The sequence below is a fragment of the Streptomyces sp. NPDC034049 genome (assembly GCF_055575575.1).
On record NZ_JBVISJ010000002.1, the window covers coordinates 1,015,461 to 1,037,451 of the forward strand.

A 21,991-nucleotide genomic window follows, 5' to 3' on the forward strand; every position below is an offset into this window, starting at 1 on the left:
GTAGCCGAACAGAGGGAGAGCGTGCGGCCGTACACCGGCCGCACGCTCTCCCTTTTCCCGTCGCGGCGCCCGTCACGGCGCCCGTCGCGGCAGGTCCGCTCAGGCGTTCGAGAGGCGCGCGCCGAACTTCTGGCCGGCGAAGCTGGTGATGGCCTGCTTCTTCACCAGGGGGCCCTTGCCGACCGACCTGTACTGCGGGGCCAGGTTCCAGGTGACGGTGGCGGTGATCGTGCCGGTGCCGGAGACGGCGTTCTTCACCGGCTTGATGACGAAAGCACGGTTCATGTTGACCACCGAGCGCTTGACCTTGCGCGCCTTGACGCCGTTCTTGACCGTGTAGCTGAAGTCGACCTTCTGCGTGACGACGGGGATGCCGTAGACGCGCTCGGTGGCCGTGAAGGTCAGGGAGATGTCCCGGCCGCCGGAGACGACCCTGTTGGAGCCCTTGACGACGCCGGAGAAGCGGACGTCGTCGTTGTACCTGACCTCCTTGGTGTTCCCCTTCTTCACGCCTCCGGCGAAGCTCAGCACGAACGCCTTGGTCACGGCCCGGTTCTGGAGATAGCCGACGAACTTGCGCTGCTTCGCCCCGGGCAGCTTGTCGAACGCCTTGAGGACCTTCTGGGAAGCCGCGAGGTCGTCGTTGTTCATCAGCCAGGACCGGTACTCCTTGACCGTGAGCGTGGCCGGCTGGGCCTGCGGGGCGGCCACGGCGGTGCCCCCGGCGGCGACACCGGTGAACAGCAGGGCGCCGACGCCGGTGGCGAGGACCGAGGTGCGGGCGGCGGTGGTGAGAGTGCGCATGGTGAAGAGCCTTCCGGCGCTGAGAGGAGGGGATCGTGACGTGCGCGGCACGCCGGGGCCCGGTGTCGGCCGGCGCGCACGCGTACAGCGGATGCGGATGCGGATGCCGAGGCAGATCCGAGGCAGCTGCGAGGCGTACGCCGGTGCCCGTGGCCGTGCCGCACAACCAACCTATTTTTCGCGCGAGTTGGCCGGAATCGTCTCTTCGGGCAGTGCCCCTCGGGACACTGCGGCGCCGCACCTGCGCGGGGGCGGTCCGACCCCACCGGTCGGGCCGCTGTCAGTGGCGGCCCCTACAGTCACCCGCATGGCGACACTTCCCAACCCGCTGCCCCAGCTGGCGGCCGACCCGAGCGGGCGCGTGCTCGGGCTTGACATCCCGCTTCCGCAGGGGAGGTTGATCGACACCACGGACGACGGCCCGTGGCACGAGCCCCTGCTGTGGTGCGCGGACGAGACGGCGGCGCCGGGCGCCTGGACCGCCGTCCAGCCCGCCCGCCGCACGGCGGGGCTCCTCCCGGTGCTGCTGGACGTCGGCGGCCGCCAGGGCGGTCCGGAGGGGTGGGAGCTGCTGCCCGGCGAGATGTCCTACCCCGGCGACCACGACGCCGACGAGGTCCTGGCCGAGTTCTGGGACGCCTGCGCCACCGCCGAGGACCCCGACTGGCCCGGCCTCACCGACGCGCCGACCCCCGCCCCGGACACGGTGGCCGACCCGGACGCGGTGGCCGACCCGGACGCCCACGCCGCCGAGACCGCCGACGCCCTCACCAAGGACCCGTCACGGCTGGCGGACCCCCGCCTCGCCCTGGTCCCCGCCCGCCGCAGCGCCGACATCCCGGCGGCCATCGGCTGGACCGGCCCGACGAACCACGAGAACGACGTGGCGCGGCTGTGCGCGGTCCTGCGCTCCTGGGAGGACCGCTTCGGCATACGCGTCGTCGCCCTCGCCTACGACCAGCTCGTCCTCTCCGTGGCCGCCCCGCCCACCACCGAGGCCGAGGCCGACGCCCTGGCCGTCGAACACTTCGCCTTCTGCCCGGACAACATCTGGCAGGGCACGACCGACGGCACCCGCGGTTCCTACGCCCGAACCCTCCTCGGGGCACCCCTGTGGTCCTTCTGGTGGGACTGAGGCGACAGCCCGCACCCCGCACCCGCGACACCCGCCCCCACGGCCCTCACCCCACACCCGCGACACCCACCCCCACGGCCCTCACCCCACACCCATGGCACCCACCCCCGCGGCCCTTCACCCCCGCAGCCCCGCCCCCAACCGCCGCAGCCCCTCCCAGATCTCCTCCGGTGCCTGCGTCACGAAGCACAGCCGCAGCGTCGACCGGTCGGGATCGCCGGCGTAGAAGGGCGCCCCGGGCACGTACGCCACGTCCCGCTCGACGACACGCGGCAGCAGCGCACCGGTGTCATGGGTGGACGGGAGGCGGGCCCAGAGGAACATGCCGCCCTCGGGGCGGTTCCACGTGGAGCCCTCCGGGAGCGCCTCGGCGAGGCCCGCGAGCATGGTGTCGCGCCGCTCCCGGTACGCGTCGGCGACCCGGCCGACATGGGCGTCCAGATCACGGTCGGCCAGATACCGCGCCGCGGCGAGCTGGTTGACGGTCGGCGTGTGCAGGTCGGCCGCCTGCTTGGCGACCGCGCACGCCCGCCGCAGCGCCGCGGGCGCGCGCAGCCAGCCCAGCCGCATCCCGGGGGCCATGACCTTGGAGAAGGAGCCCAGCAGCGCCGTGCGGTCCTCGGCTCCCGGGTACGAGGCGATCCACGGCACCCGGTCGCCCTCGAAGCGGAGTTCGCCGTACGGGTCGTCCTCGACGATCCACAGTCCGCGCCGGGCGGCCACGGAGGCGACGGCGGCCCGCCGCTCGGCGGGGAGCGTGCGCCCGGTCGGGTTCTGGAAGGTGGGGACGGTGTAGAAGAGCTTGGGCCGGTGCCGCAGCACCGACTCCTCCAGCGCCGCCGGGTCCACCCCGTGTCCGTCGCCCGGCACGGCCACCACCCGCGCCCCCGCGAACCGGAACGCCTGGAGCGCCGCGAGATAGCAGGGGTCCTCGACCAGGACGACGTCCCCCGGCTCCAGCAGCGCGGTGGCGAGCAGCGACAGCGCCTGTTGCGAGCCGGTGGTGACGAGAATGTCGTCCGCGCCGGTCGCCAGCCCGCGCGCCCCGTAGCGCGCGGCGAGCGCCGTCCGGAGCACCGGCTCGCCCTCGGTCGTCGCGTACTGCAGGGCGCGCCCCGCGGACTCGGCGAGCACATCGCGGTAGGCGGCGGCTATCCCCTCCGTGTCGAACAGCTCCGGCGCGGGCAGTCCACCCGCGAAGTTGACGACTTCGGGACGCGAGGTGACGGCGAGGATGTCCCGAACGGGGGAACCCCCGACAGCCGCGACCCGCGCCGCCAGGCCGGGCACGGGCGCCCCGGCGCCCGCCCCGCTCTCGTCCCCCGGGCCGCCCCCGGCCCTCGTTCTCGCGACAAACCCCACGTCATACGCGGCACGCTCGGCATCCACGGCACCCATCCCACGGCTCCTTCGCCCCTACGGAACGGCACGGCTCCGTCCCTGCCCGCACCCTAGACAGGTACGTGCCCCCTACATTCACCATTTCCGCGATGCGGACGGCCCTCGCCACCCCCTAGGCTGCGCGCATGCTGCCCAGCGTGGACACGAACGACGAGTTGCAGGAAGTCGTCGGTGACGAGGCACTGCTGCGACCGGCTGCCCAGGATCTCTGCGGCTCGCTCGGTCTCGCAGGCGCGCGGATCGTGCGCTTCCCCGAGGGCTCGCTGCCGGTGTACGCCGTCGGCGACGCCCTCGTCCTCAAGCTGTATCCGGGTTTCGAAGCCGTGGAAGCCGTCCGCGAGGCCCGCCTGTTGTCGATCCTGTGGGGCAAACTCCCCATCCCGACACCCAGGTTGCACTCTGCGGACCAGTACAAGAACGGCTGGCGCTATGTGCTGATGTCCCGGCTGCCCGGCGAGGACCTGAACGAGGCCTGGCCCCGGATCCCCCGGGCCGGCCAGGAACGTGTCGTCGTCGAGGCGGCCGAGGGCCTCGCCGCCCTGCACGCCCTGGACGCCTCGCCGGTCGTCCCGATCACCGGGCCGCCGGACTGGGGCAGGTTCGTCGCCGCCCAGCGCGCGGCGGCGGTCGAACAGCAGCAGAGCGGCGGTCTCACGGGCCCCTGGCTCGAACAGATCCCGGACTTCCTCCGCTCGGTCCCCCTGCCCGCCGCGCGCCGCCCGGTGCTGCTGCACACCGAGTTCATGCGCGAGCACCTCACCGTCGACCCTCATGACGGCTGGCGCCTGACCGGCCTCTTCGACTTCGAGCCGGCCATGGTCGGCGACCCCGCCTACGACTTCGTCAGCGTCGGCCTCTTCCTCACCCGGGCCGACCCCACTCTCCTGAAGCTCTTCTACGAGGCCTACGGTCAATCCCCGTTCGATCCCCGCGAGTTGATGGCGTACACCCTCCTGCACGTGTACAGCGACCTGAACTGGTACCTGCGCAGCCTCCCGGCCCCGCCCGCGCCGACACTGGACTCGTTGGCGGAGACGTGGTTCGGAACCGGGGGCTGACCCCTGGGTGATCGGGAGGGGCGGAGGGAGGGGCCGCGGTGCCCTACTCCTTGCGCCCCACCGCCGCGTACACGTTGATGTCCGCGTCGGTCACGTCGTTGATGTCGCGGTACCGGACCCGCTCGATGTCGTCCATCCCGGCCAGCACATGCGGCTCCACCGTCTCGGGCGCCGGCGCGCCCGCCGAGAACCGCCAGTGGTGCGCCGGCACCACCCCGGGCTCGTCCATCACGAGCCCGCTCTCCTCGAAGAACCGCGCCACCTGGTCCTTGGACCGCAGCACGAAGGTGAACCCCCGCTCGGTGTAGGTCTCCTGGACCGCGCGGATCTTCGCGGGGTTGAGGTCCTCGGTCAGATGGCTGAGGACCAGCCGGCTGCCGGCGGGCAGCGCCCGCACCAGTTCCCGCACCACGGGGTAGGCCTCGTCGTCCTCCACGAAGTGCAGGATCGCCACCAGGCACAGCGCGATCGGCCGGTCGAAGTCGAGTGTCTTCGCGGCCTGTTCGAGGATCCCCGCCGGTGCGGTGAGGTCGGCGTCGATGTAGTCCGTGGCCCCCTCGGGCCCACTCGTGAGCAACGCGCGCGCGTGGGCGAGCACCACGGGGTCGTTGTCGACGTACACGACCCGGGAGTCGGGGACGATCGCCTGGGCGATCTGGTGGACGTTCTCCGCGGTCGGCAGCCCGGTGCCGATGTCGAGGAACTGGCGGATGCCCTCGTCCTCGGCGAGCGTGGTCACCGCTCGGCGCATGAAGTCACGGTTGTGCCGGACGTCGAGGTAGCCGCGCGGGTTGGCGGCCAGCGCCGCGGCCGCCGCGGCCCGGTCCACGGGGTAGTTGTCCTTGCCACCGAGGAAGACGTCGTAGACCCGTGCCGGGTGCGCCTTGGTGGTGTCGATTCTCCGCCGCAGCTCGGCGGGGTCCTGGCTGAGCGCGTCACCGGCCATGGGGCTCTCCCTGGGGGGTCGGGTCATTGAATGACCAACAACCTAACCTCCCCAGGGGAGTTGTCGCGTCAGGGTTGCACCGGATAGGCCTTCGGATCGGGGCCGTACCGGTTGGCGCCTTGCTGTCCCTCCGTCGCCATGAAAATGATCATGACGATGAATCCGACACAGGGGACGATCCCGATGAGGACCCACCAGCCGCTCCGGTCGGTGTCGTGCAACCGCCGCACGCTGACCGCCAGGGACGGCAGGAAGAAGGCCAGACTGAGGAGGAGCTGGGGCACCTGCGAGTCCAGGGCGAGACCGAGGAGATACAGGGCGAGATAGATGACCGAGCTGATCAGCGTGAACATCCAGTACTCCTGGCGACGCGCCCTCCCGCTGAAGACCGCGTACTTTCTGAGCACCTCGATGAACCAGTTCATGTGTTTCCCCCGAGAATCGGCAGACGACCGCCCCGAAGTCGGGGCAGGCGCAGAACCTATGCCGATTGACGAAGACTCGTCAATCACGTATCGCTTCCGTCGCCGCCCTCCCCCAGCGTGGTCCCCTCCGGAACCCACTTCGGCCCGCCGATCGGATACTCGTACGCCGGCCGCCCGTTGTTGCCGCTCGTACGGAACGGCCGGCCGCCGTCGTCGAGCGTCAGCGTGCCGCTGCGGGAGCCGGCGGTCCACTCCAGCTCCAGATACCAGCTGACGTAGTACGCGGAGGCGTCGGCGGTGATGTAGTACACCTCCGGATCGGACTGACTGACCGAGTAGGGGAAGTCCCTGCTGCCCGCCTTGGGCTTCACAGCGGGGCGCGCGGCGTCGAGGGCGATCGTGAAGGAGCGGGTGGGGACACCGGCCCCGCAGCCGACACCCGGGTAGCCCATGGCGTAGTCGTTCCAGGCCAGGGGCGACCGTTTGTCGGTCATCCGGACCTTGAGGCTCCGTACGACGACGGTCTCCTCGCCGGTGCCCTGCACGGTGAGCGTCAGGAACTGCTCACCCGACGCCACGGCGCCCTCCGACGACACCCAGGCCGGCGCGTCCTGCTCCAGCGGCGGCGGCGCGACCTGCGCCGGCGTCCGGTCGGCCAGGTACCGCTGGGAGCAGGGCTCCTCCCATGTGTACGGCTGCACCTTCACGTTCAGCGGCACCGGAAGGGACGCGTCCGCACCGCCCGCGCCCGCACCGCCCGGGCTGGTCGGAGTCGCGGTGGCCGAGGCCCCCGCGCCCTGACCGGCACCCTTCCCCTTCGTGCCGCCCGACTCGCTCGCGGACACGGAGGGCGAGGCACCGGTCGGCGACGGGGAGCCCTTGCCGTCCGCCTCCGCGCGGCCGCTGTCGACGGACGCGGCTCCGGCCGTACGCCCGGCCCCGTCCTCGTTCCCGCCGGACGGCAGACTCATGGCGAGCGTCACCGCCCCGAGCACGGCGGCCACGGCCACCCCGGCGACCAGAGCGACCCGCGTACGCCGCCGGGCCGGCCCGCGCACCCCGGGCCCACCGGACACCACACCGCCGATCAGGGTCTCCGAAACCTCTGTCCCGGCGGCCGTCGAGCCCAACTCCGCCGCCGACACCGCACCCGCGGTCGAGCCCGGACCCGGACCACGCTCCCCCTCCGCCACCCCGACGGAGTCACCCCCCTTGCGCCGGCGCCTCGCGTCCGCGAGCACCCACGTCCGGTGCAGCTCGACCAACTCCGCCGGGGAGGCCTTGCAGAGACGGGCCAGCCGCTCCACGGGGGCGTAGTCCGTCGGTACGGCGTCCCCGTTGCAGTAACGGTGAAGCGTCGACGTACTCATGTGGAGCCGCTTGGCGAGCACCCCGTAACTCAGCCCGGAGCGCTCCTTCAACTCCCGCAGCAGCTCGGCGAAATCAGCCCCCAGGCCGTCCGCGGTACCGCTCCCCGACACGTCTTCCTCCGTCCCCTCACGTCCCGCACGTCCCGTTCCGCGTTCCAGGGCAGGGACGTTCCCGCAGGTCAAAGCCCTCGCGAGCGTTCCAGCGTCCCTGATCGTCCGTCGAGTGTGGCGGCCGGGACGGAACACCCCACAAGCTGTGGTCATCCAAGCACGCCGCTCCTGGCACACCGGTCGAGCGGCACAGCTTCGAGCACTTGTTCTCAGCCTTCTCCACTTGCTTTGTCCGAAAGGGACCTCTCATGCGTACGCTCCGCACCGCTCGCTCCGCCCGCACGGCCCGCCCCGCCCGTCTGATCGCCGTGACAGGAGCGGCGCTCGCCGCCCTCGCCCTCACCGCGTGCGACAACGGCATGGGCACGAGGGACGAGGGAGCCTCGGGCGGTTCCACCTCGACCTCCCAGGGCACGGGCTCCTCGGGTTCGTCCACGGGCGGCACCGGCACGAGCGGCGGCTCGTCCACCGGGAGCTCCACCACCGGCGGCACGAGCACGGGCGGCAACTCCACCGGCAACACCTCGGCCGACAAGGCCGCGTCGAAGGGCGGAACCTCGGACCCCGCCGACCCCGAGAACCGCGTCACGTGCAACGGCTCCAGCACGACCGTCACCGCGCAGCCGGTGTCCCGCCCGCTCAACCACCTGCTGATCACCGTCAAGAACACCGGTTCGCAGTACTGCGACCTCTACTACAACCCCACGGTCCGGTTCGGCGAGGCCCAGTCGGCGCCGCGCGTGTTCGAGGAGTCGCAGCCGCAGGCCGTGGTGACCCTGGCCCCCGGCGAGTCGGGCTACGCGGGTGTCCTGCTCGCCGCCGCCGACGGCAGCGGCGGCGAGGGCACGACGGAGAAGAAGGTCGTCATCCACTTCCAGGGCCCCGAGGCCGGCAGCGACGCCGGCTCCCCCGCGTCCCCCGCCCTCCCGGCCAAGGGCGTCTACGTCGACAACTCGGTGGCCGTCACCTACTGGCAGTCGACCATGGAGGACGCCCTGCAGTACTGACCGACAGCGCCCTCCCGTACCGGGCTCAGCGCAGCAGGCGAGCCGCCTCGACGGCCCAGTAGGTCAGGATGTTCTGCGCACCCGCCCGCTTGATCCCCGTGAGCGTCTCCAGGACGGCCCGCTCCCGGTCGATCCAGCCCTTCTCGGCGGCGGCCTCGACCATCGAGTACTCCCCGGAGATCTGGTACGCGACGACCGGTACGTCCACGGTGTCCGCGACCCGGGCGAGGATGTCGAGGTAGGGGCCGGCCGGCTTGACCATCACCAGGTCGGCGCCCTCCTCCAGATCGAGGGCGAGTTCGCGCAGCGACTCCCGGACGTTGGCGGGGTCCTGCTGGTAGGTCTTCCGGTCCCCGCGCAACGAGGAGCCGACGGCCTCCCGGAAGGGCCCGTAGAACGCGGAGGCGTACTTGGCGGTGTAGGCGAGGATCGCGACGTCCTCCCGCCCGATCTGGTCGAGGGCGTCCCGGATGACCCCGATCTGCCCGTCCATCATCCCGCTGGGCCCGACCACGTGCGCGCCGGCGTCGGCCTGCACCTGGGCCATCTCGGCATACCGCTCCAGGGTCGCGTCGTTGTCGACGCGGCCCTGCTCGTCGAGGACCCCGCAGTGCCCGTGGTCGGTGGTCTCGTCGAGACACAGATCGGACATGACGAGCAACTCGTCCCCGACCTCGCCCCGTACGTCCCGCAGGGCGACCTGCAGAATCCCGTCGGGGTCGGTCCCGGGAGTCCCGAGCGCGTCCTTCTTCCCGTCCTCCGGCACGCCGAACAGCATGATCCCGGAGACCCCGGCCTCCACGGCCTCCACGGCGGCCTTCTTCAGACTGTCCCGCGTGTGCTGCACGACCCCCGGCATCGCCGTGATCGGCACCGGCTCGCTGACGCCCTCGCGCACGAAGGCGGGCAGGATGAAGTCGGCGGGATGCAGCCGGGTCTCGGCCACCATCCTGCGCATCACAGGCGTCGTACGAAGCCGGCGGGGCCGCGTACCGGGAAACGATCCGTACTTCGACATACACCTACGCTACGCCCGCCCCACCCGTGCCTTTGCCGACGCGAGGTCGGCCTCAAAGGGGCGCGGGGAACGGGGCGAGAACCCCCACCGAACCCGCACCCACCCACTCACCTCACCCGCCCCTCCCCACAGCGCCCCCAGCACACCCCTACGGCGGCCGCGGTGACGGCGATCGCAGAGGGGGAACGGCGCGCCGACGGTCCGGTCCGGTCCGGTCCGGTCCGGGCAGCGAAGAGGGGCGGCAGCCGCAAGCAGCCACCGCCCCTCTCTCACGCCTCGCCTCAGGTCGTGGACCGTCTCCGCCGCGCCCCCGGCCGGCGCTCGCTCGGCCTAGTCACGGGATCCCCCGCCTCCACGGCGGCAGCCCGCCGCCGCAGCCCGAAGTCCGCCAGCGCCTCGGCCAGCTTGTGCACGGACGGCTCGGGAGCCATCACGTCCACCCGCAGCCCGTGCTCCTCGGCCGTCTTGGCCGTCGCGGGCCCGATACAGGCGATCACCGTCACGTTGTGCGGCTTCCCGGCGATGCCCACCAGGTTCCGCACGGTGGAGGACGAGGTGAACAGCACCGCGTCGAAACCACCGCCCTTGATGGCCTCACGGGTCTCCGCCGGCGGCGGCGACGCGCGCACGGTCCGGTACGCCGTGACGTCGTCGACCTCCCACCCGAGCTCGATCAGCCCGGCGACCAGCGTCTCCGTGGCGATGTCCGCGCGCGGCAGGAACACCCGGTCGATCGGGTCGAAGACCGGGTCGTACGGGGGCCAGTCCTCCAGCAGACCGGCCGCCGACTGCTCCCCGCTGGGCACCAGATCGGGCTTCACACCGAAGGCGATGAGCGCCTTGGCGGTCTGCTCCCCGACCGCCGCGACCTTGATCCCGGCGAAGGCACGGGCGTCGAGCCCGTACTCCTCGAACTTCTCCCGCACCGCCTTGACGGCGTTGACCGAGGTGAACGCGATCCACTCGTAGCGGCCGGTCACGAGCCCCTTCACGGCCCGCTCCATCTGCTGCGGCGTGCGCGGCGGCTCGACCGCGATCGTCGGCACCTCGTGCGGTACGGCCCCGTACGAGCGCAGTTGGTCGGAGAGCGACGCGGCCTGCTCCTTCGTGCGCGGCACGAGGACCCGCCACCCGAACAGGGGCTTGCTCTCGAACCACGACAGCTGGTCGCGCTGGGCCGCGGCGGAACGCTCGCCGACCACGGCTATCACCGGCCGGCCGCCCTCCGGCGAGGGCAGCACCTTCGCCTGCTTCAGCGTCTGCGCGATCGTGCCGAGCGTCGCGGTCCAGGTGCGCTGCCGCGTCGTCGTGCCCGCGACGGTCACCGTCATGGGGGTGTCCGGCTTGCGGCCCGCGGCGACCAGTTCACCCGCGGCGGCGGCCACGGTCTCCAGCGCCGCCGAGACCACGACCGTCCCGTCGGACACCCCGACCTCCGCCCAGCAGCGGTCGGACGCCGTGCGGGCGTCGACGAACCGGACGTCCGCGCCCTGCGCGTCCCGCAGCGGCACACCGGCGTAGGCGGGCACACCCACGGCCGCCGCCACGCCCGGGACCACCTCGAACGGCACGCCCGCGGCGGCGCACGCCAGCATCTCCTCGGTGGCGTACGTGTCGAGCCCGGGGTCCCCGGACACCGCACGCACGACCCGCTTGCCGCCCCGCGCGGCCTCCATGACAAGATGTGCCGCATCCCGCACAGCGGGTGCACCAGCGGTTGTTGACGCGCCGTCAACAACTGTCAGCTGAGGCGTGCCTGTGCCCGAAAACGTATCCGCTGAAGTAGCCGCGGAAGAGGCAGAGGCAGTGGCTGAGGACGCCGCGGTCAGCACCGACGGCGGGCTCGAGTCGGTGTCCAGTAGGGCGACGCCGGCGCGGGCATGCGTACGCACCACGTCGAGCACGTCGTGCTCGGCGATGAGAACGTCCGCGTTCGCCAGTGCCTCGACGGCGCGCAGTGTCAACAGTCCCGGATCCCCGGGTCCGGCACCGAGGAAGGTGACGTGACCGTGGTCCGGACCGGCGGGAAGGGTGGTGGGGCTCAATGTGCTCGCTCCCCCATCAGACCGGCCGCGCCCTTAGCGAGCATCTCGGCGGCGAGTTCACGGCCGAGCGCCATTGCTTGGTCGTACGTCTCGGGCACGGGACCGGTGGTGGACAGCTGCACCAGCGTCGAGCCGTCGATCGTGCCGACGACGCCGCGCAGGCGCATCTCCTTGACAATCTGCCCGTCGGCCAGCAGGTCGGCGAACGCACCCACAGGTGCGCTGCAACCGGCCTCCAGGGCGGCGAGCAGGGACCGCTCGGCGGTCACGGCGGCCCGGGTATGCGGGTCGTCGAGGCCACCGAGCGCGGCGATCAGCTCCGCATTGTCCGCGGTGCATTCGATCGCCAGTGCCCCCTGGCCGGGGGCGGGCAAAACAGTGTCGACCGAGAGGAAGTCGGTCACTTCGTCGCTCCGTCCGATCCGGTTCAGTCCGGCGGCGGCCAGGACCACTGCGTCCAGCTCGCCCTTCCGTACGTAACCGATCCGCGTGTCGACGTTCCCGCGGATCGGAACCGTCTCGATGGTGAGCCCGTGGCTGCGCGCGTACGCGTTCAGCTGGGACATGCGCCGGGGCGAACCCGTGCCGACGCGGGCGCCGGCGGGCAGCTGCTCGAAGGTGAGCCCGTCCCGGGCGACCAGGACGTCGCGCGCGTCCTCGCGCACCGGCACGGCGGCCAGCGCCAGGTCGTCCGGGTGCGTGGTCGGCAGGTCCTTGAGGGAGTGCACGGCGAAGTCGACCTCGCCGCGCAGCAACGCCTCGCGCAGCGCGGTGACGAACACGCCCGTGCCGCCGATCTGCGCCAGCTGCTCCCGGGAGACGTCGCCGTACGTCGTGATCTCCACGAGTTCGACGGGCCGCCCGGTCAGCCGGCGGACCCTCTCCGCCACCTGCCCGGACTGGGCCATGGCGAGTTTGCTCCGCCTGGTCCCCAGCCTCAGTGCCTGGTCACTCATGATCGCCCTCGGTTCTCGGCGTCGTTCTCGGAACTGCTCTCGGCCCGGGACACGGCCGCGACCGTCTCCTGGTCCAGGTCGAACAGGGTGCGCAGCGCGTCCGCGTACCCGGCGCCGCCCGGCTCGGCCGCGAGCTGCTTGACCCGTACGGTCGGGGCGTGCAGCAGCTTGTCGACGACGCGCCGCACGGTCTGGGTGATCTCGCCGCGGTGCTTGTCGTCGAGGTCCGGAAGCCGGCCCTCCAGGCGGGCGATCTCGCCGGCGACGACATCGGCGGCCATGGCGCGCAGCGCCACGACGGTGGGTGTGATGTGCGCGGCCCGCTGGGCGGCGCCGAAGGCGGCCACCTCGTCCGAAACGATCCTCCGCACCATGTCGACGTCGGCGGCCATCGGCGCGTCGGCGGAGACCTCGGCGAGCGACTCGATGTCGACCAGCCGCACCCCGGCCAGCCGGTGCGCCGCGGCGTCGATGTCCCGGGGCATCGCCAGGTCCAGCAGCGCCAGCACGGGCGCGGGCCGCGGCACCTCGACGACGGGCTCAGGCCGGCGCAGCTCGGTGATCCGTCCGGTGACGGCGACGGCCGCGACGAGCGCGGCGATCAGCTCGGCGTCGGCGGCGGACGTACGCGCGGCCTCACGCTCCGGCGTGCGACGGCTCGCGCGCCGGTCGACGGTCGCGTTGTCGACCCAGGCCGCGTGCTGCTCCAGGGTGGCCGCGTCCATCCCGGCCACCGCGGCCTCCCCGAGCACGGAGAAGCCACCGCCCTGCACGGCGGGCAGGTCGAGGGGGCAGTCGTCGTCACTGCCGAGCGAGGTCGGCGGCAGGACCGGCCGTACGTCGGTGCGCGTCCCGGCCTCCGCGGGGAACGCGCCCTCGGGCACCCGTCCCTCGACGGCCGCGGCGACCATCTCGGCGGTCAGCACCAGGCCCGTGGCGCCGGTGCAGGAGATGGCGACGTCCGCACGTGTCAGCTCGTCCGGCACCGATTCCATCGGGACCGCGCGGGCCAGCACCTCGGTCTCGCCCGGTGCGGCCACGCCGCGCCCGTACTGCTCTTCGAGCAGGTGCGCGAGCCGCTCGGCCCGGTCGTACGTCCGGTTGGCGATCACGATCTCGCCGACGCCGGCCCGCGCGAGGGTCGCGGCGGCCAGCGAGGACATCGACCCGGCGCCGATCACGACGGCCCGCTTGCCCCGGGCCCAGTCCGCGACGTCCGTGCCGGCGGTGAACTGCTCCAGGCCGAAGGTCACCAGCGACTGTCCGGCCCGGTCGATCCCGGTCTCGGAGTGGGCCCGCTTGCCGACCCTGAGGCTCTGCTGGAACAGGTCGTTCAGCAGCCGCCCGGCGGTGTGCAGCTCCTGCGCGCGGGCCAGCGCGTCCTTGATCTGCCCGAGGATCTGCCCCTCGCCGACGACCATGGAGTCGAGCCCGCAGGCCACCGAGAACAGATGGTGGACGGCCCGGTCCTCGTAGTGCACGTAGAGATACGGGGTGATCTCGTCGAGCCCCACGCCGCTGTGCTGGGCCAGCAGCGTGGACAACTCGGCGACGCCCGCGTGGAACTTGTCCACGTCGGCGTAGAGCTCGATGCGGTTGCAGGTGGCGAGGACGGCGGCCTCCGTGGCCGGCTCGGCGGCGACCGTGTCCTGAAGCAACTTGATCTGCGCGTCCAGGGACAGCGCGGCCCGCTCCAGCACGCTCACCGGAGCGCTGCGGTGACTCAGCCCGACGACCAGGAGACTCATGCCGGCATCACGGCGGGGACATCCCCGTCGGGCCCTTTCCCGGACTGCCGGGGAGCCGGCGGTACGGCGTCGGCCTGGCCCGCGGCCTCCTCGCCGGCCTTGCGCTGCTCGTGGAAGGCGAGGATCTGGAGCTCGATGGAGAGGTCCACCTTGCGCACGTCGACACCGTCCGGCACGGACAGGACGGTGGGCGCGAAGTTCAGGATCGACGTGACCCCGGCGGCGACCAGCCGGTCGCACACCTGCTGGGCGGCACCGGCGGGGGTGGCGATGACCCCGATGGACACCCCGTTGTCGTCGATGATCTTTTCCAGCTCGTCCGTGTGCTGGACCGGGATCCCGGCGACCGGCTTGCCCGCCATCGCCGGATCGGCGTCTATCAACGCCGCCACCCGGAACCCGCGCGAGGCGAACCCGCCGTAGTTGGCGAGCGCGGCGCCGAGGTTGCCGATACCGACGATCACGACCGGCCAGTCCTGGGTCAGCCCAAGCTCACGCGAGATCTGGTAGACGAGATACTCGACGTCGTAGCCCACGCCCCGCGTCCCGTACGAGCCGAGGTACGAGAAGTCCTTGCGCAGCTTCGCGGAGTTGACCCCGGCGGCGGCTGCCAGTTCCTCGGATGAAACGGTGGGTACCGAGCGCTCCGACAGCGCGGTCAGGGCACGGAGGTACAGCGGAAGCCTGGCGACGGTGGCCTCGGGAATCCCTCGGCTACGGGTCGCCGGTCGGTGAGTTCGGCCAGTTGCCACGGTGCTCCTGCGGGTAGAGCGGGGCTGCGGGCGGTCATGCGTCCCCAGACCGCCCCGTCGACAGCAGGCTATGTCTTTGTGAACGCGTGCACAAAGATGGTGTCCGATTTGCCCGGCCAACGTGACCGGGGTCACGCACACCCGACGCACGCATGTGGAACCGACACGGGCATGCCCTCGTTCCTCACCTGACGCCTTGCACGACGGGGGCAAAACCGCACACTCTCCTCACGAATCCCGCCCCCGAGACCAACCAGCCCATCGATCCTAAGCGACTTTTGGGACCACTTGGACTGGTCGGTCAGGTCACACTCGGGTCACCTCTGGGAGAGGGCTTTGCGAAGGCGCTCCTCGTTCACACGCCAGAAGGTGTGCTGCGCGCCGTCCACGAGCACCACCGGGATCTGCTCCCAGTACTGGCGGTGCAGTTCCTCGTCCTCGGTGATGTCCTTCTTCTCCCAGGGAACGCCCAGCTCACCGCAGACCTTCCCGATCACCGCCTCCGCGTCGTCGCACAGATGGCACCCCGGTTTGCCGATCAGTGTGACGAGTCGCTCACCGGGATTCTTCGGCGCCCGCCGGAACATCGCACTCATGCCGGCCATTGTCGCTCCGCACCGGACTTCCACACCTCCTCCTCACCATGAAGCACACGACCTGCCCTTTTCCCCACCGCCACGCCCTCTTCCGCACGCGGACACGCCGCCGGGACCCCTCCTTTAACGACATGGCCGCAGGGAGTTCACAGCCCGCAAACCTCCGGACTCCGGAAGTACCGAACAGACTGGCTATGCTCACGACATGGCCGCTCTCGGATGGCTCACTCCCCGTAGGCGCTCCGCCACGGCGCGGAGCGTTTTGGCAGGCGAGGCTTCTGCGGAGGCAGCGCGCAAGTCCTCCCAGGAGCTGGAGGACGTCTCCCCCGCGCCCGACGCCGTCAAGGAACCGGAGTTCCCGGTCCTCGGCGACGACAAGGCCGCCGCGTTCTTCGATCTCGACAACACCGTCATGCAGGGCGCGTCGCTCTTCCACTTCGGCCGGGGCCTGTACAAGAGGAAGTTCTTCGAGACCCGTGACCTCGCCCGATTCGCCTGGCAGCAGGCGTGGTTCCGGCTGGCGGGTTCCGAGGACCCCGAACACATGCAGGACGCCCAGAACTCCGCGCTCTCCATCGTCCAGGGTCACCGCGTCGCCGAACTGACGATCATCGGCGAGGAGATCTACGACGAGTACATGGCCGAGCGCATCTGGCCGGGCACCCGTGCCCTGGCCCAGGCTCACCTCGACGCCGGCCAGAAGGTCTGGCTCGTCACGGCCGCCCCCGTCGAGATCGCCCAGGTGATCGCCCGACGCCTCGGCCTGACCGGCGCGTTGGGCACGGTCGCGGAGTCCGTCGACGGCGTCTACACCGGCAAGCTGGTCGGTGAGCCGCTGCACGGCCCGGCGAAGGCCGAGGCCGTCCGCGCCCTGGCCGCCGCCGAGGGCCTCGACCTCTCGCGCTGCGCCGCGTACAGCGACTCCCACAACGACATCCCGATGCTGTCGCTCGTGGGTCACCCGTACGCCATCAACCCCGACAGCAAACTCCGCAAGCACGCCCGCGACATGGACTGGCGGCTGCGCGACTACCGCACCGCCCGCAAGGCCGCCAAGGTCGGTCTGCCCGCGGCGGCGGGCGTCGGCGCGGTGGCCGGCGGCACGGCGGCCGCGATCGCGCTGCACCGACGCCGCCGCTGAACGGCTGATCGTTTCTCGAACGCCGGAGGGGCTGGGGGAACCCAGCCCCTCCGGCGTTCGCGCGTTCGGTGCTCCGGCCCCTGTCACCCGGCATTCCAGCGGTCATACCCCCACCGCACCCCCCTCAGTCACGCCGTCCGCACCCGACCACAACACGCCCCGCACCCAGACGGAACACGAACCCAATCGATCAACAACCGATCACCGAACGGAACTTGAGCAGCCGTCAATCGGTAACAGAAGCGACGTAATCGATGATTTGAGCAACTGGGTGTAGCAGTGCCTGCACGAAGCGTTATTCTCCTCAAACGCAAACCGGTACCCCTCCGTCGCTACGACGGGTGAAAGGTTCCGCACTGCACGTGATGGAAGCTCTGCCTCTGGGAGTCCCGTGTACCCACACGTCGGGGTTGACGCCTCGGGCCTGGCTACGCTGCGCGCGACGGTCAACCAACTGTTGCGCGGCTTCGTCCCCACCGCGTACGCCGTCCCCGCCCTCGCCACCTCCGCCGCGCCCGTCGGCCCGTGCTACGCACTGGCCGACGGCAGCGCGACGGTGGGCAGACGAGGCCGTTCGGGATCCACCGCCACGACCACCCGCCGTCCCGCCGCGGACAGCGACAGCGCCCGCATGATGGACCTCGTCGAACGCGCCCAGTCCGGCGAGGCCGACGCTTTCGGCCGGCTGTACGACCAGTACAGCGACACCGTCTACCGCTACATCTACTACCGCGTCGGCGGCAAGGCGACCGCCGAGGACCTCACCAGCGAGACCTTCCTGCGCGCCCTGCGCCGCATCGGCACGTTCACCTGGCAGGGCCGTGACTTCGGCGCCTGGCTGGTCACCATCGCCCGCAACCTGGTGGCCGACCACTTCAAGTCCAGCCGTTTCCGGCTGGAGGTCACCACCGGCGAGATGCTCGACGCCAACGAGGTCGAGCGCTCCCCCGAGGACTCCGTCCTGGAGTCCCTCTCCAACGCCGCCCTCCTGGAAGCCGTACGCCGGCTCAACCCCCAGCAGCAGGAGTGCGTCACCCTCCGCTTCCTCCAGGGCCTCTCCGTCGCCGAGACGGCCCGGGTCATGGGCAAGAACGAGGGCGCGATCAAGACCCTCCAGTACCGCGCGGTCCGCACCCTCGCCCGCCTCCTCCCGGACGACGCCCGCTGAAGCCCCGCTCACCGGGACCACCACGGCCGAGCCGCCGGCCCACCGGGTCGACCGAGCGCATCGATCACATACGCTCCGCGACACCCAACTCACCCTGCGTCGAAGTCCGTTGACTTCCACGTCCGATCATCCGCCGTCCGTAACCCAAGTGCCGCGCCGCTCGTTGTGCGGGATACAGGCTCCCTGTGGTCGCGCCTGGCCGACACCGATCACTCGATCGTGTTGCTCGGTCAGGGTCGCGCAACCCTCAGGACCCCCTGGGGAGTCGACCGTCATGACGAGAGGAGGTGCCGCCAGTGATCGCGAACGTATCGGCGCACCGGCGGGCGAACGCCTTCGCCCAGGCCCTGGAGGAGCTGTCCGACCGGGGCACGGCGGCCGAGCAGCCCGAGGGATCGGCACCGGCCCCGGCAGCGGAACAGACCGAGCGGGGCCGCATGTTGGCCCTCACCACCGGTCTCGACGAGCTGCCCAAGCCAGTGCTCGACCCCGAGGTCAAGGTCGTCCATCGCGCCCAGTTGGTGGCCGCGATGGAAGCCATGCTGCGGGACGGCACGCTCGCGGGGCGTGAGGCGGACCCTTCGGTGCCCGAGCAGCGATCGGGCAAGGCACGAGGTGCTCACCGGGCGAGCCCGCTGGGGAAGTTGCGACCAAGGTCCCGTCTGACGAAGGGGCTCGCCGCGGGCGGCCTCAGCGTCGGTGTGGCCGCGAGCGCCTTCGGCGGTGTGGCCGCCGCCAGCTCGGACGCTCTCCCCGGTGACTCGCTCTACGGCCTCAAGCGCGGCATCGAGGACGTGAAACTGACCCTGGCCGACGACAGCGACGACCGGGGCCGGCTCTATCTGGACCAGGCGTCCACCCGGCTCGGTGAGGCCCGCCGCCTCATGGAGCGCGGCCGGAGCGGACACCTCGACCACGAGTCGCTCGGCGAGATCCGCCGCGCCCTCAACGGCATGCGCCACGACGCCGCCGAGGGCCACCGGCTGCTCCACGAGGCGTTCGAGCGAGATCCGGACTCCCTGGGCCCCATCCGGGCCCTGTCGGCCTTCTCCCGGTCCCACCGCGAGGCCTGGGGCGCGCTCCGCGACCGGCTGCCCGTGCAGCTCGGGGACGTGAGTCAGCAGGTCTCGTCGGTCTTCGACGCCATAGACGACGAGGTCGCCCCGCACTCGTCGCTCCTGCCGCAGCCCCCCACCCGGGGCGGCGACGGCAAGCAGCGCTCCCCCGGCACCGGTTCCCCCGGCACCACGGACCCCGGCGGCCCGGCCCCGAGCGCCTCCGGCGGTTCCGCCGGCAGCGGCGAGGACACCGGCGGCAAGCCCAAGCCGTCCACCTCCGACGCGGACAGCGGCGGCGAGGGCCTCGTCGGCGGCACCACCGGCGGCCTGCTGGACCCGCCCCAGGACGACACCACCAGCTCCTCCCCGTCCACCGGCAGGTCCACCCCGCCCGACGACCCCGAGGTCACCCTCCCGCCCCTCCTCCCGGGCCTCCTGCCCGGCCTGGGCATCGACGGCGACACCGGCGAATAGTCCCGCGGTACGACGGTGGGGGCGCCCTTCTTCGAGAAGGGCGCCCCCACCGTCGTACGTCCGCCGGTCGAAGCTAGAAGAACACCGACCTCCGCTGCACCAGCAGCTTGTACAACGTGTGCTGGATCTGCTCCCGCACCTGGTCGGTCAGGTTGAACATCAGCATCGGGTCCTCGGCGGCCTCCGGCGGATACCCGTCCGTCGGGATCGGCTCGCCGAACTGGATCGTCCACTTCGTCGGGAGCGGTACGGCACCCAGCGGGCCGAGCCACGGGAACGTCGGCGTGATCGGGAAGTAGGGGAAACCGAGCAGCCGGGCGAGCGTCTTGGAGTTCCCGATCATCGGGTAGATCTCCTCCGCGCCCACGATCGAGCACGGGATGATCGGCGTCCCCGCCCGCAGAGCGGTGGAGACGAAGCCGCCCCGACCGAACCGCTGGAGCTTGTAGCGGTCCCCGAAGGGTTTGCCGAGCCCCTTGAAGCCCTCCGGCATGACCCCGACCAGCTCGCCCTGCTCCAGCAGCCGTGAGGCGTCCTCCGCGCACGCGAGGGTGTGCCCGAGCTTGCGGGCCAGCTCGTTGACCACCGGCAGCATGAAGACCAGGTCCGCCGCGAGCAGCCGCAGGTGCCGCCCCGTGGGGTGGTTGTCGTGCACGGCGACCTGCATCATCAGGCCGTCCAGCGGCAGCGTCCCCGAGTGGTTGGAGACGATCAGGGCGCCGCCGTCCGTCGGGATGTTCTCGATGCCCTTCACCTCGACCCGGAAGTACTTCTCGTACACCGGCCGCAGCAGGGACATCAGCACCTGGTCGGTGAGTTCGGCGTCGTAGCCGAAGTCGTCGACCTCGTAGTCGCCCGTGAGGCGCTTGCGCAGGAACGCGAGACCGCCCGCGATCCGGCGCTCCAGCCCGCCGCCGTCCTGTGCCTCGGCGGCCTCCTGGGGCGGCTCCGGCTTCTCCCGTGTCACAGGGACATCATCCGTCCCCATCGCCCGTCCGGGGAGGGCCTGGACCTCGCCGGATTCACGGACGTCCCGGACGACCGCGCTCTCGCCCTTGCGCCGGGTTCCCGTACTCCGCCGACGCGGCGGGCGCTGCACGGCGCCCCCGCGCGTCCGGTCGTCGTCGAACGGAATGACCTTGGCATCCGCCATCGTTGATGCGCTCCTCAGTTGGCGCTCTGCGTCGGGGGTTGACCGCCACCCACGGTGGGCACGGGCAGGGCGGCGATCCGGTCGATGGCCCCTGCGAGGGCCTCGGGGGGCAGGAGGCCGGGCCCCCTGCTGCGGGCGAAGTCCGCGAACGTCTCGGCAGTCGTGTACCGGGCCCGGTAGCCGAGCGTCTCGCGCATCTGGTTGGTCGACACGACCCGCCCGTGCGTCAGCAGCCGCAGCTGCTCCGGCGAGAAGTCGGTGACACCCAGCGTGCGGACCATGGAGCCGACCCAGCTGACCGCCGGCATCAGCAGCGGCACCGTCGGCCGGCCGAGACGCCGCGCGCACTGAGAGAGCAGCAGCACACCGTCGCCGGCGATGTTGAACGTGCCGCTGTTGAGGGTGCCGCGCGTCGGTTCGTGCGAGGCGATCCGCAGCACCTCGATGACGTCGTCCTCGTGCACGAACTGCAACCGGGGGTCGTAGCCGAGCACGGTCGGCAGCACCGGCAGCGAGAAGTACGAGGCGAGCGGCGAATCGGCGCTCGGCCCGAGGATGTTCGCGAACCGCAAAACACACACGGCCACATCGGGCCGCCGCCTGGCGAACCCGCGGACGTACCCCTCGACCTCGACGGTGTCCTTGGCGAAGCCGCCGCTGGGCAGCGACTTGGGCGGGTTGGTCTCGGTGAACACGGCCGGATCGCGCGGCGCGGAACCGTACACGTTCGTACTGGACTTCACGACCAGCCGCTTGATCAGCGGGGACTTCTGGCAGGCACCGAGCAACTGCATGGTGCCGATGACGTTGGTCTCCTTGAGCGTGGCGCGGCCGCCGCTGCCCAGCGGGGTGCCCGTGACGTCCATGTGCACCACGGTGTCCACGTTGTGCTCGGCCAGCAGGCGGGCTATGGCGGGCTGACGGATGTCGGCCTGGACGAAGTCCGCGCCGCCCAGGTGGTGTCCCGGCGGCACCGCGTCCACCGCGATGACCCGGTCGACCTGTGGGTCACGCTGGATCCGCCGCACGAACCGGCCACCCAGCTGACGGGCCACACCGGTGACGAGCACGACCTTCCCCAAGATCAGCGCCTTCCTCGTGTTCTCCGTGTGTTCTCCGGGTTCCCCGTGTGCGGCCACGTTAGCGGGTCGATGTTGCACTGTGGTGACCGCGACCCCGTCAACGACCGGCAAAAAACCACGACCGGTGAAAACCCGTGAACGGGAGAAACACCGCGGCCCCCCACCGATTTCCGGTGGGGGGCCGCGGCAACGCGTTCTCGACAGCGTTCGCGCAAGAGAGCAAGGCGTACGGCCCCCTTACGCGAGGGGGGCCGGCCAGGACCCCGATCTCGGGGCCGGACCGCCTTACTTCTTGTTGCGACGCTGAACGCGGGTGCGCTTGAGCAGCTTGCGGTGCTTCTTCTTAGCCATCCGCTTGCGCCGCTTCTTGATAACAGAGCCCACGACTACCCTCGCTCACTTCTCATCACTCGGTGTTTGGGCGCCATGGGCCCATACGACCTACGAGGGGCCAGCCTACCCGTCCGAGCGCTGAGGTCGTAATCGAGGGGGAACCGGGGGTATCCCGGAAGTCCCGCAGGGCCTCCGGGAGCCCCTCGGCCC

General features: G+C 71.4%; 20 protein-coding genes. 6 read left to right on the top strand and 14 right to left on the bottom strand.

Annotated elements, in window-relative coordinates:
- Positions 1-99: 99 nt before the first annotated feature.
- Positions 100-804 (bottom strand): hypothetical protein, encoded by a 705-nt coding sequence (locus ACZ52C_RS09450; RefSeq protein WP_469074125.1) that lies wholly within the window; start codon positions 802-804, stop codon positions 100-102.
- A 307-nt stretch (positions 805-1,111) separates the two neighbouring features.
- On the opposite strand from ACZ52C_RS09450, the gene ACZ52C_RS09455 reads away from it, so the two are divergent.
- On the top strand, positions 1,112-1,939 hold the full coding sequence (locus ACZ52C_RS09455) for a DUF4253 domain-containing protein (protein WP_469074126.1): 828 nt from the start codon (positions 1,112-1,114) through the stop codon (positions 1,937-1,939).
- Positions 1,940-2,056: 117 nt separating this feature from the next.
- Here the strand turns inward: ACZ52C_RS09455 and ACZ52C_RS09460 are convergent, their stop codons facing one another.
- Positions 2,057-3,337 carry an aminotransferase-like domain-containing protein gene (locus ACZ52C_RS09460; RefSeq protein ID WP_469074127.1) on the bottom strand — a complete coding sequence of 427 codons (1,281 nt, stop codon included), beginning with the start codon at positions 3,335-3,337 and terminating at the stop codon, positions 2,057-2,059.
- 128 nt (positions 3,338-3,465) lie between these two features.
- Between ACZ52C_RS09460 and ACZ52C_RS09465 the strand changes: the two genes are divergently transcribed.
- Positions 3,466-4,398, top strand: a complete 933-nt coding sequence (locus tag ACZ52C_RS09465) for a phosphotransferase family protein (RefSeq protein WP_469074128.1) — start codon at positions 3,466-3,468, stop codon at positions 4,396-4,398.
- Between the two features lie 43 nt (positions 4,399-4,441).
- On the opposite strand, the gene ACZ52C_RS09470 is transcribed toward ACZ52C_RS09465, so the two are convergent.
- The 3 genes from ACZ52C_RS09470 to ACZ52C_RS09480 form a co-directional block, all read right to left on the bottom strand.
- Positions 4,442-5,344 (bottom strand): SAM-dependent methyltransferase, encoded by a 903-nt coding sequence (locus ACZ52C_RS09470; RefSeq protein ID WP_469074129.1) that lies wholly within the window; start codon positions 5,342-5,344, stop codon positions 4,442-4,444.
- Between the two features lie 68 nt (positions 5,345-5,412).
- A complete protein-coding gene (locus ACZ52C_RS09475; RefSeq protein ID WP_469074130.1) occupies positions 5,413-5,769 on the bottom strand; it encodes a DUF805 domain-containing protein in 357 nt (118 codons plus the stop codon).
- A gap of 83 nt (positions 5,770-5,852) precedes the next feature.
- Positions 5,853-7,250 (bottom strand): helix-turn-helix domain-containing protein, encoded by a 1,398-nt coding sequence (locus ACZ52C_RS09480; protein WP_469074131.1) that lies wholly within the window; start codon positions 7,248-7,250, stop codon positions 5,853-5,855.
- A gap of 248 nt (positions 7,251-7,498) precedes the next feature.
- Here ACZ52C_RS09480 and ACZ52C_RS09485 point away from each other — a divergent pair, with 248 nt between their 5' ends.
- Positions 7,499-8,257: a DUF4232 domain-containing protein gene (locus ACZ52C_RS09485; RefSeq protein WP_469074132.1), complete on the top strand. Its 759-nt coding sequence runs from the start codon at positions 7,499-7,501 to the stop codon at positions 8,255-8,257.
- Positions 8,258-8,282: 25 nt separating this feature from the next.
- Here ACZ52C_RS09485 and hemB read toward each other — a convergent pair whose 3' ends face one another.
- The 6 genes from hemB to ACZ52C_RS09515 all read right to left on the bottom strand — a co-directional run bounded on the left by hemB (position 8,283) and on the right by ACZ52C_RS09515 (position 15,381).
- Positions 8,283-9,275, bottom strand: a complete 993-nt coding sequence (gene hemB / locus ACZ52C_RS09490) for a porphobilinogen synthase (protein ID WP_469074133.1) — start codon at positions 9,273-9,275, stop codon at positions 8,283-8,285.
- Positions 9,276-9,556: 281 nt separating this feature from the next.
- Complete coding sequence (locus tag ACZ52C_RS09495) at positions 9,557-11,320, bottom strand: bifunctional uroporphyrinogen-III C-methyltransferase/uroporphyrinogen-III synthase (protein WP_469074134.1); 1,764 nt, start codon at positions 11,318-11,320, stop codon at positions 9,557-9,559.
- Positions 11,317-12,276, bottom strand: a complete 960-nt coding sequence (hemC, locus tag ACZ52C_RS09500) for a hydroxymethylbilane synthase (protein WP_045559279.1) — start codon at positions 12,274-12,276, stop codon at positions 11,317-11,319. Before hemC ends, ACZ52C_RS09495 begins: the two co-directional genes overlap by 4 nt.
- The gene (locus tag ACZ52C_RS09505; RefSeq protein ID WP_469074135.1) at positions 12,273-14,024 is read right to left on the bottom strand and encodes a glutamyl-tRNA reductase; all 1,752 of its coding nucleotides are present in this window, start codon (positions 14,022-14,024) and stop codon (positions 12,273-12,275) included. The genes hemC and ACZ52C_RS09505 overlap by 4 nt, the downstream gene beginning before the upstream one ends.
- On the bottom strand, positions 14,021-14,776 hold the full coding sequence (locus tag ACZ52C_RS09510; protein ID WP_469074136.1) for a redox-sensing transcriptional repressor Rex: 756 nt from the start codon (positions 14,774-14,776) through the stop codon (positions 14,021-14,023). The genes ACZ52C_RS09505 and ACZ52C_RS09510 overlap by 4 nt, the downstream gene beginning before the upstream one ends.
- Positions 14,777-15,093: 317 nt before the next feature.
- Positions 15,094-15,381, bottom strand: a complete 288-nt coding sequence (locus tag ACZ52C_RS09515) for a glutaredoxin family protein (RefSeq protein WP_319110565.1) — start codon at positions 15,379-15,381, stop codon at positions 15,094-15,096.
- A 196-nt stretch (positions 15,382-15,577) separates the two neighbouring features.
- Between ACZ52C_RS09515 and ACZ52C_RS09520 the strand changes: the two genes are divergently transcribed.
- From ACZ52C_RS09520 to ACZ52C_RS09530, 3 genes are all read left to right on the top strand, one after another.
- Positions 15,578-16,513 carry an HAD family hydrolase gene (locus ACZ52C_RS09520; protein WP_078853622.1) on the top strand — a complete coding sequence of 312 codons (936 nt, stop codon included), beginning with the start codon at positions 15,578-15,580 and terminating at the stop codon, positions 16,511-16,513.
- A 391-nt stretch (positions 16,514-16,904) separates the two neighbouring features.
- Positions 16,905-17,681 (top strand): ECF subfamily RNA polymerase sigma factor, BldN family, encoded by a 777-nt coding sequence (locus tag ACZ52C_RS09525; RefSeq protein ID WP_013001616.1) that lies wholly within the window; start codon positions 16,905-16,907, stop codon positions 17,679-17,681.
- A gap of 296 nt (positions 17,682-17,977) precedes the next feature.
- Positions 17,978-19,213 (top strand): DUF5667 domain-containing protein, encoded by a 1,236-nt coding sequence (locus tag ACZ52C_RS09530; protein ID WP_469074137.1) that lies wholly within the window; start codon positions 17,978-17,980, stop codon positions 19,211-19,213.
- Between the two features lie 73 nt (positions 19,214-19,286).
- Here ACZ52C_RS09530 and ACZ52C_RS09535 read toward each other — a convergent pair whose 3' ends face one another.
- The 3 genes from ACZ52C_RS09535 to ACZ52C_RS09545 all read right to left on the bottom strand — a co-directional run bounded on the left by ACZ52C_RS09535 (position 19,287) and on the right by ACZ52C_RS09545 (position 21,832).
- Positions 19,287-20,366 carry a lysophospholipid acyltransferase family protein gene (locus tag ACZ52C_RS09535; protein WP_469074138.1) on the bottom strand — a complete coding sequence of 360 codons (1,080 nt, stop codon included), beginning with the start codon at positions 20,364-20,366 and terminating at the stop codon, positions 19,287-19,289.
- Positions 20,367-20,380: 14 nt separating this feature from the next.
- Positions 20,381-21,448: an NAD-dependent epimerase/dehydratase family protein gene (locus tag ACZ52C_RS09540; protein ID WP_469074139.1), complete on the bottom strand. Its 1,068-nt coding sequence runs from the start codon at positions 21,446-21,448 to the stop codon at positions 20,381-20,383.
- Positions 21,449-21,733: 285 nt separating this feature from the next.
- Positions 21,734-21,832 carry a 30S ribosomal protein bS22 gene (locus ACZ52C_RS09545; RefSeq protein WP_003948845.1) on the bottom strand — a complete coding sequence of 33 codons (99 nt, stop codon included), beginning with the start codon at positions 21,830-21,832 and terminating at the stop codon, positions 21,734-21,736.
- Positions 21,833-21,991 lie beyond the last annotated feature (159 nt).

Excerpts from the sequence above, each read along its gene's own strand:
- ACZ52C_RS09450 (WP_469074125.1), bottom strand. The coding sequence starts at position 804 with ATGCGCACTCTCACCACCGCCGCCCGCACCTCGGTCCTCGCCACCGGC.
- ACZ52C_RS09455 (WP_469074126.1), top strand. The coding sequence starts at position 1,112 with ATGGCGACACTTCCCAACCCGCTGCCCCAGCTGGCGGCCGACCCGAGC.
- ACZ52C_RS09460 (WP_469074127.1), bottom strand. The coding sequence starts at position 3,337 with ATGGGTGCCGTGGATGCCGAGCGTGCCGCGTATGACGTGGGGTTTGTC.
- ACZ52C_RS09465 (WP_469074128.1), top strand. The coding sequence starts at position 3,466 with ATGCTGCCCAGCGTGGACACGAACGACGAGTTGCAGGAAGTCGTCGGT.
- ACZ52C_RS09470 (WP_469074129.1), bottom strand. The coding sequence starts at position 5,344 with ATGGCCGGTGACGCGCTCAGCCAGGACCCCGCCGAGCTGCGGCGGAGA.
- ACZ52C_RS09475 (WP_469074130.1), bottom strand. The coding sequence starts at position 5,769 with ATGAACTGGTTCATCGAGGTGCTCAGAAAGTACGCGGTCTTCAGCGGG.
- ACZ52C_RS09485 (WP_469074132.1), top strand. The coding sequence starts at position 7,499 with ATGCGTACGCTCCGCACCGCTCGCTCCGCCCGCACGGCCCGCCCCGCC.
- hemB (WP_469074133.1), bottom strand. The coding sequence starts at position 9,275 with ATGTCGAAGTACGGATCGTTTCCCGGTACGCGGCCCCGCCGGCTTCGT.
- hemC (WP_045559279.1), bottom strand. The coding sequence starts at position 12,276 with ATGAGTGACCAGGCACTGAGGCTGGGGACCAGGCGGAGCAAACTCGCC.
- ACZ52C_RS09505 (WP_469074135.1), bottom strand. The coding sequence starts at position 14,024 with ATGAGTCTCCTGGTCGTCGGGCTGAGTCACCGCAGCGCTCCGGTGAGC.
- ACZ52C_RS09515 (WP_319110565.1), bottom strand. The coding sequence starts at position 15,381 with ATGGCCGGCATGAGTGCGATGTTCCGGCGGGCGCCGAAGAATCCCGGT.
- ACZ52C_RS09520 (WP_078853622.1), top strand. The coding sequence starts at position 15,578 with ATGGCCGCTCTCGGATGGCTCACTCCCCGTAGGCGCTCCGCCACGGCG.
- ACZ52C_RS09535 (WP_469074138.1), bottom strand. The coding sequence starts at position 20,366 with ATGGCGGATGCCAAGGTCATTCCGTTCGACGACGACCGGACGCGCGGG.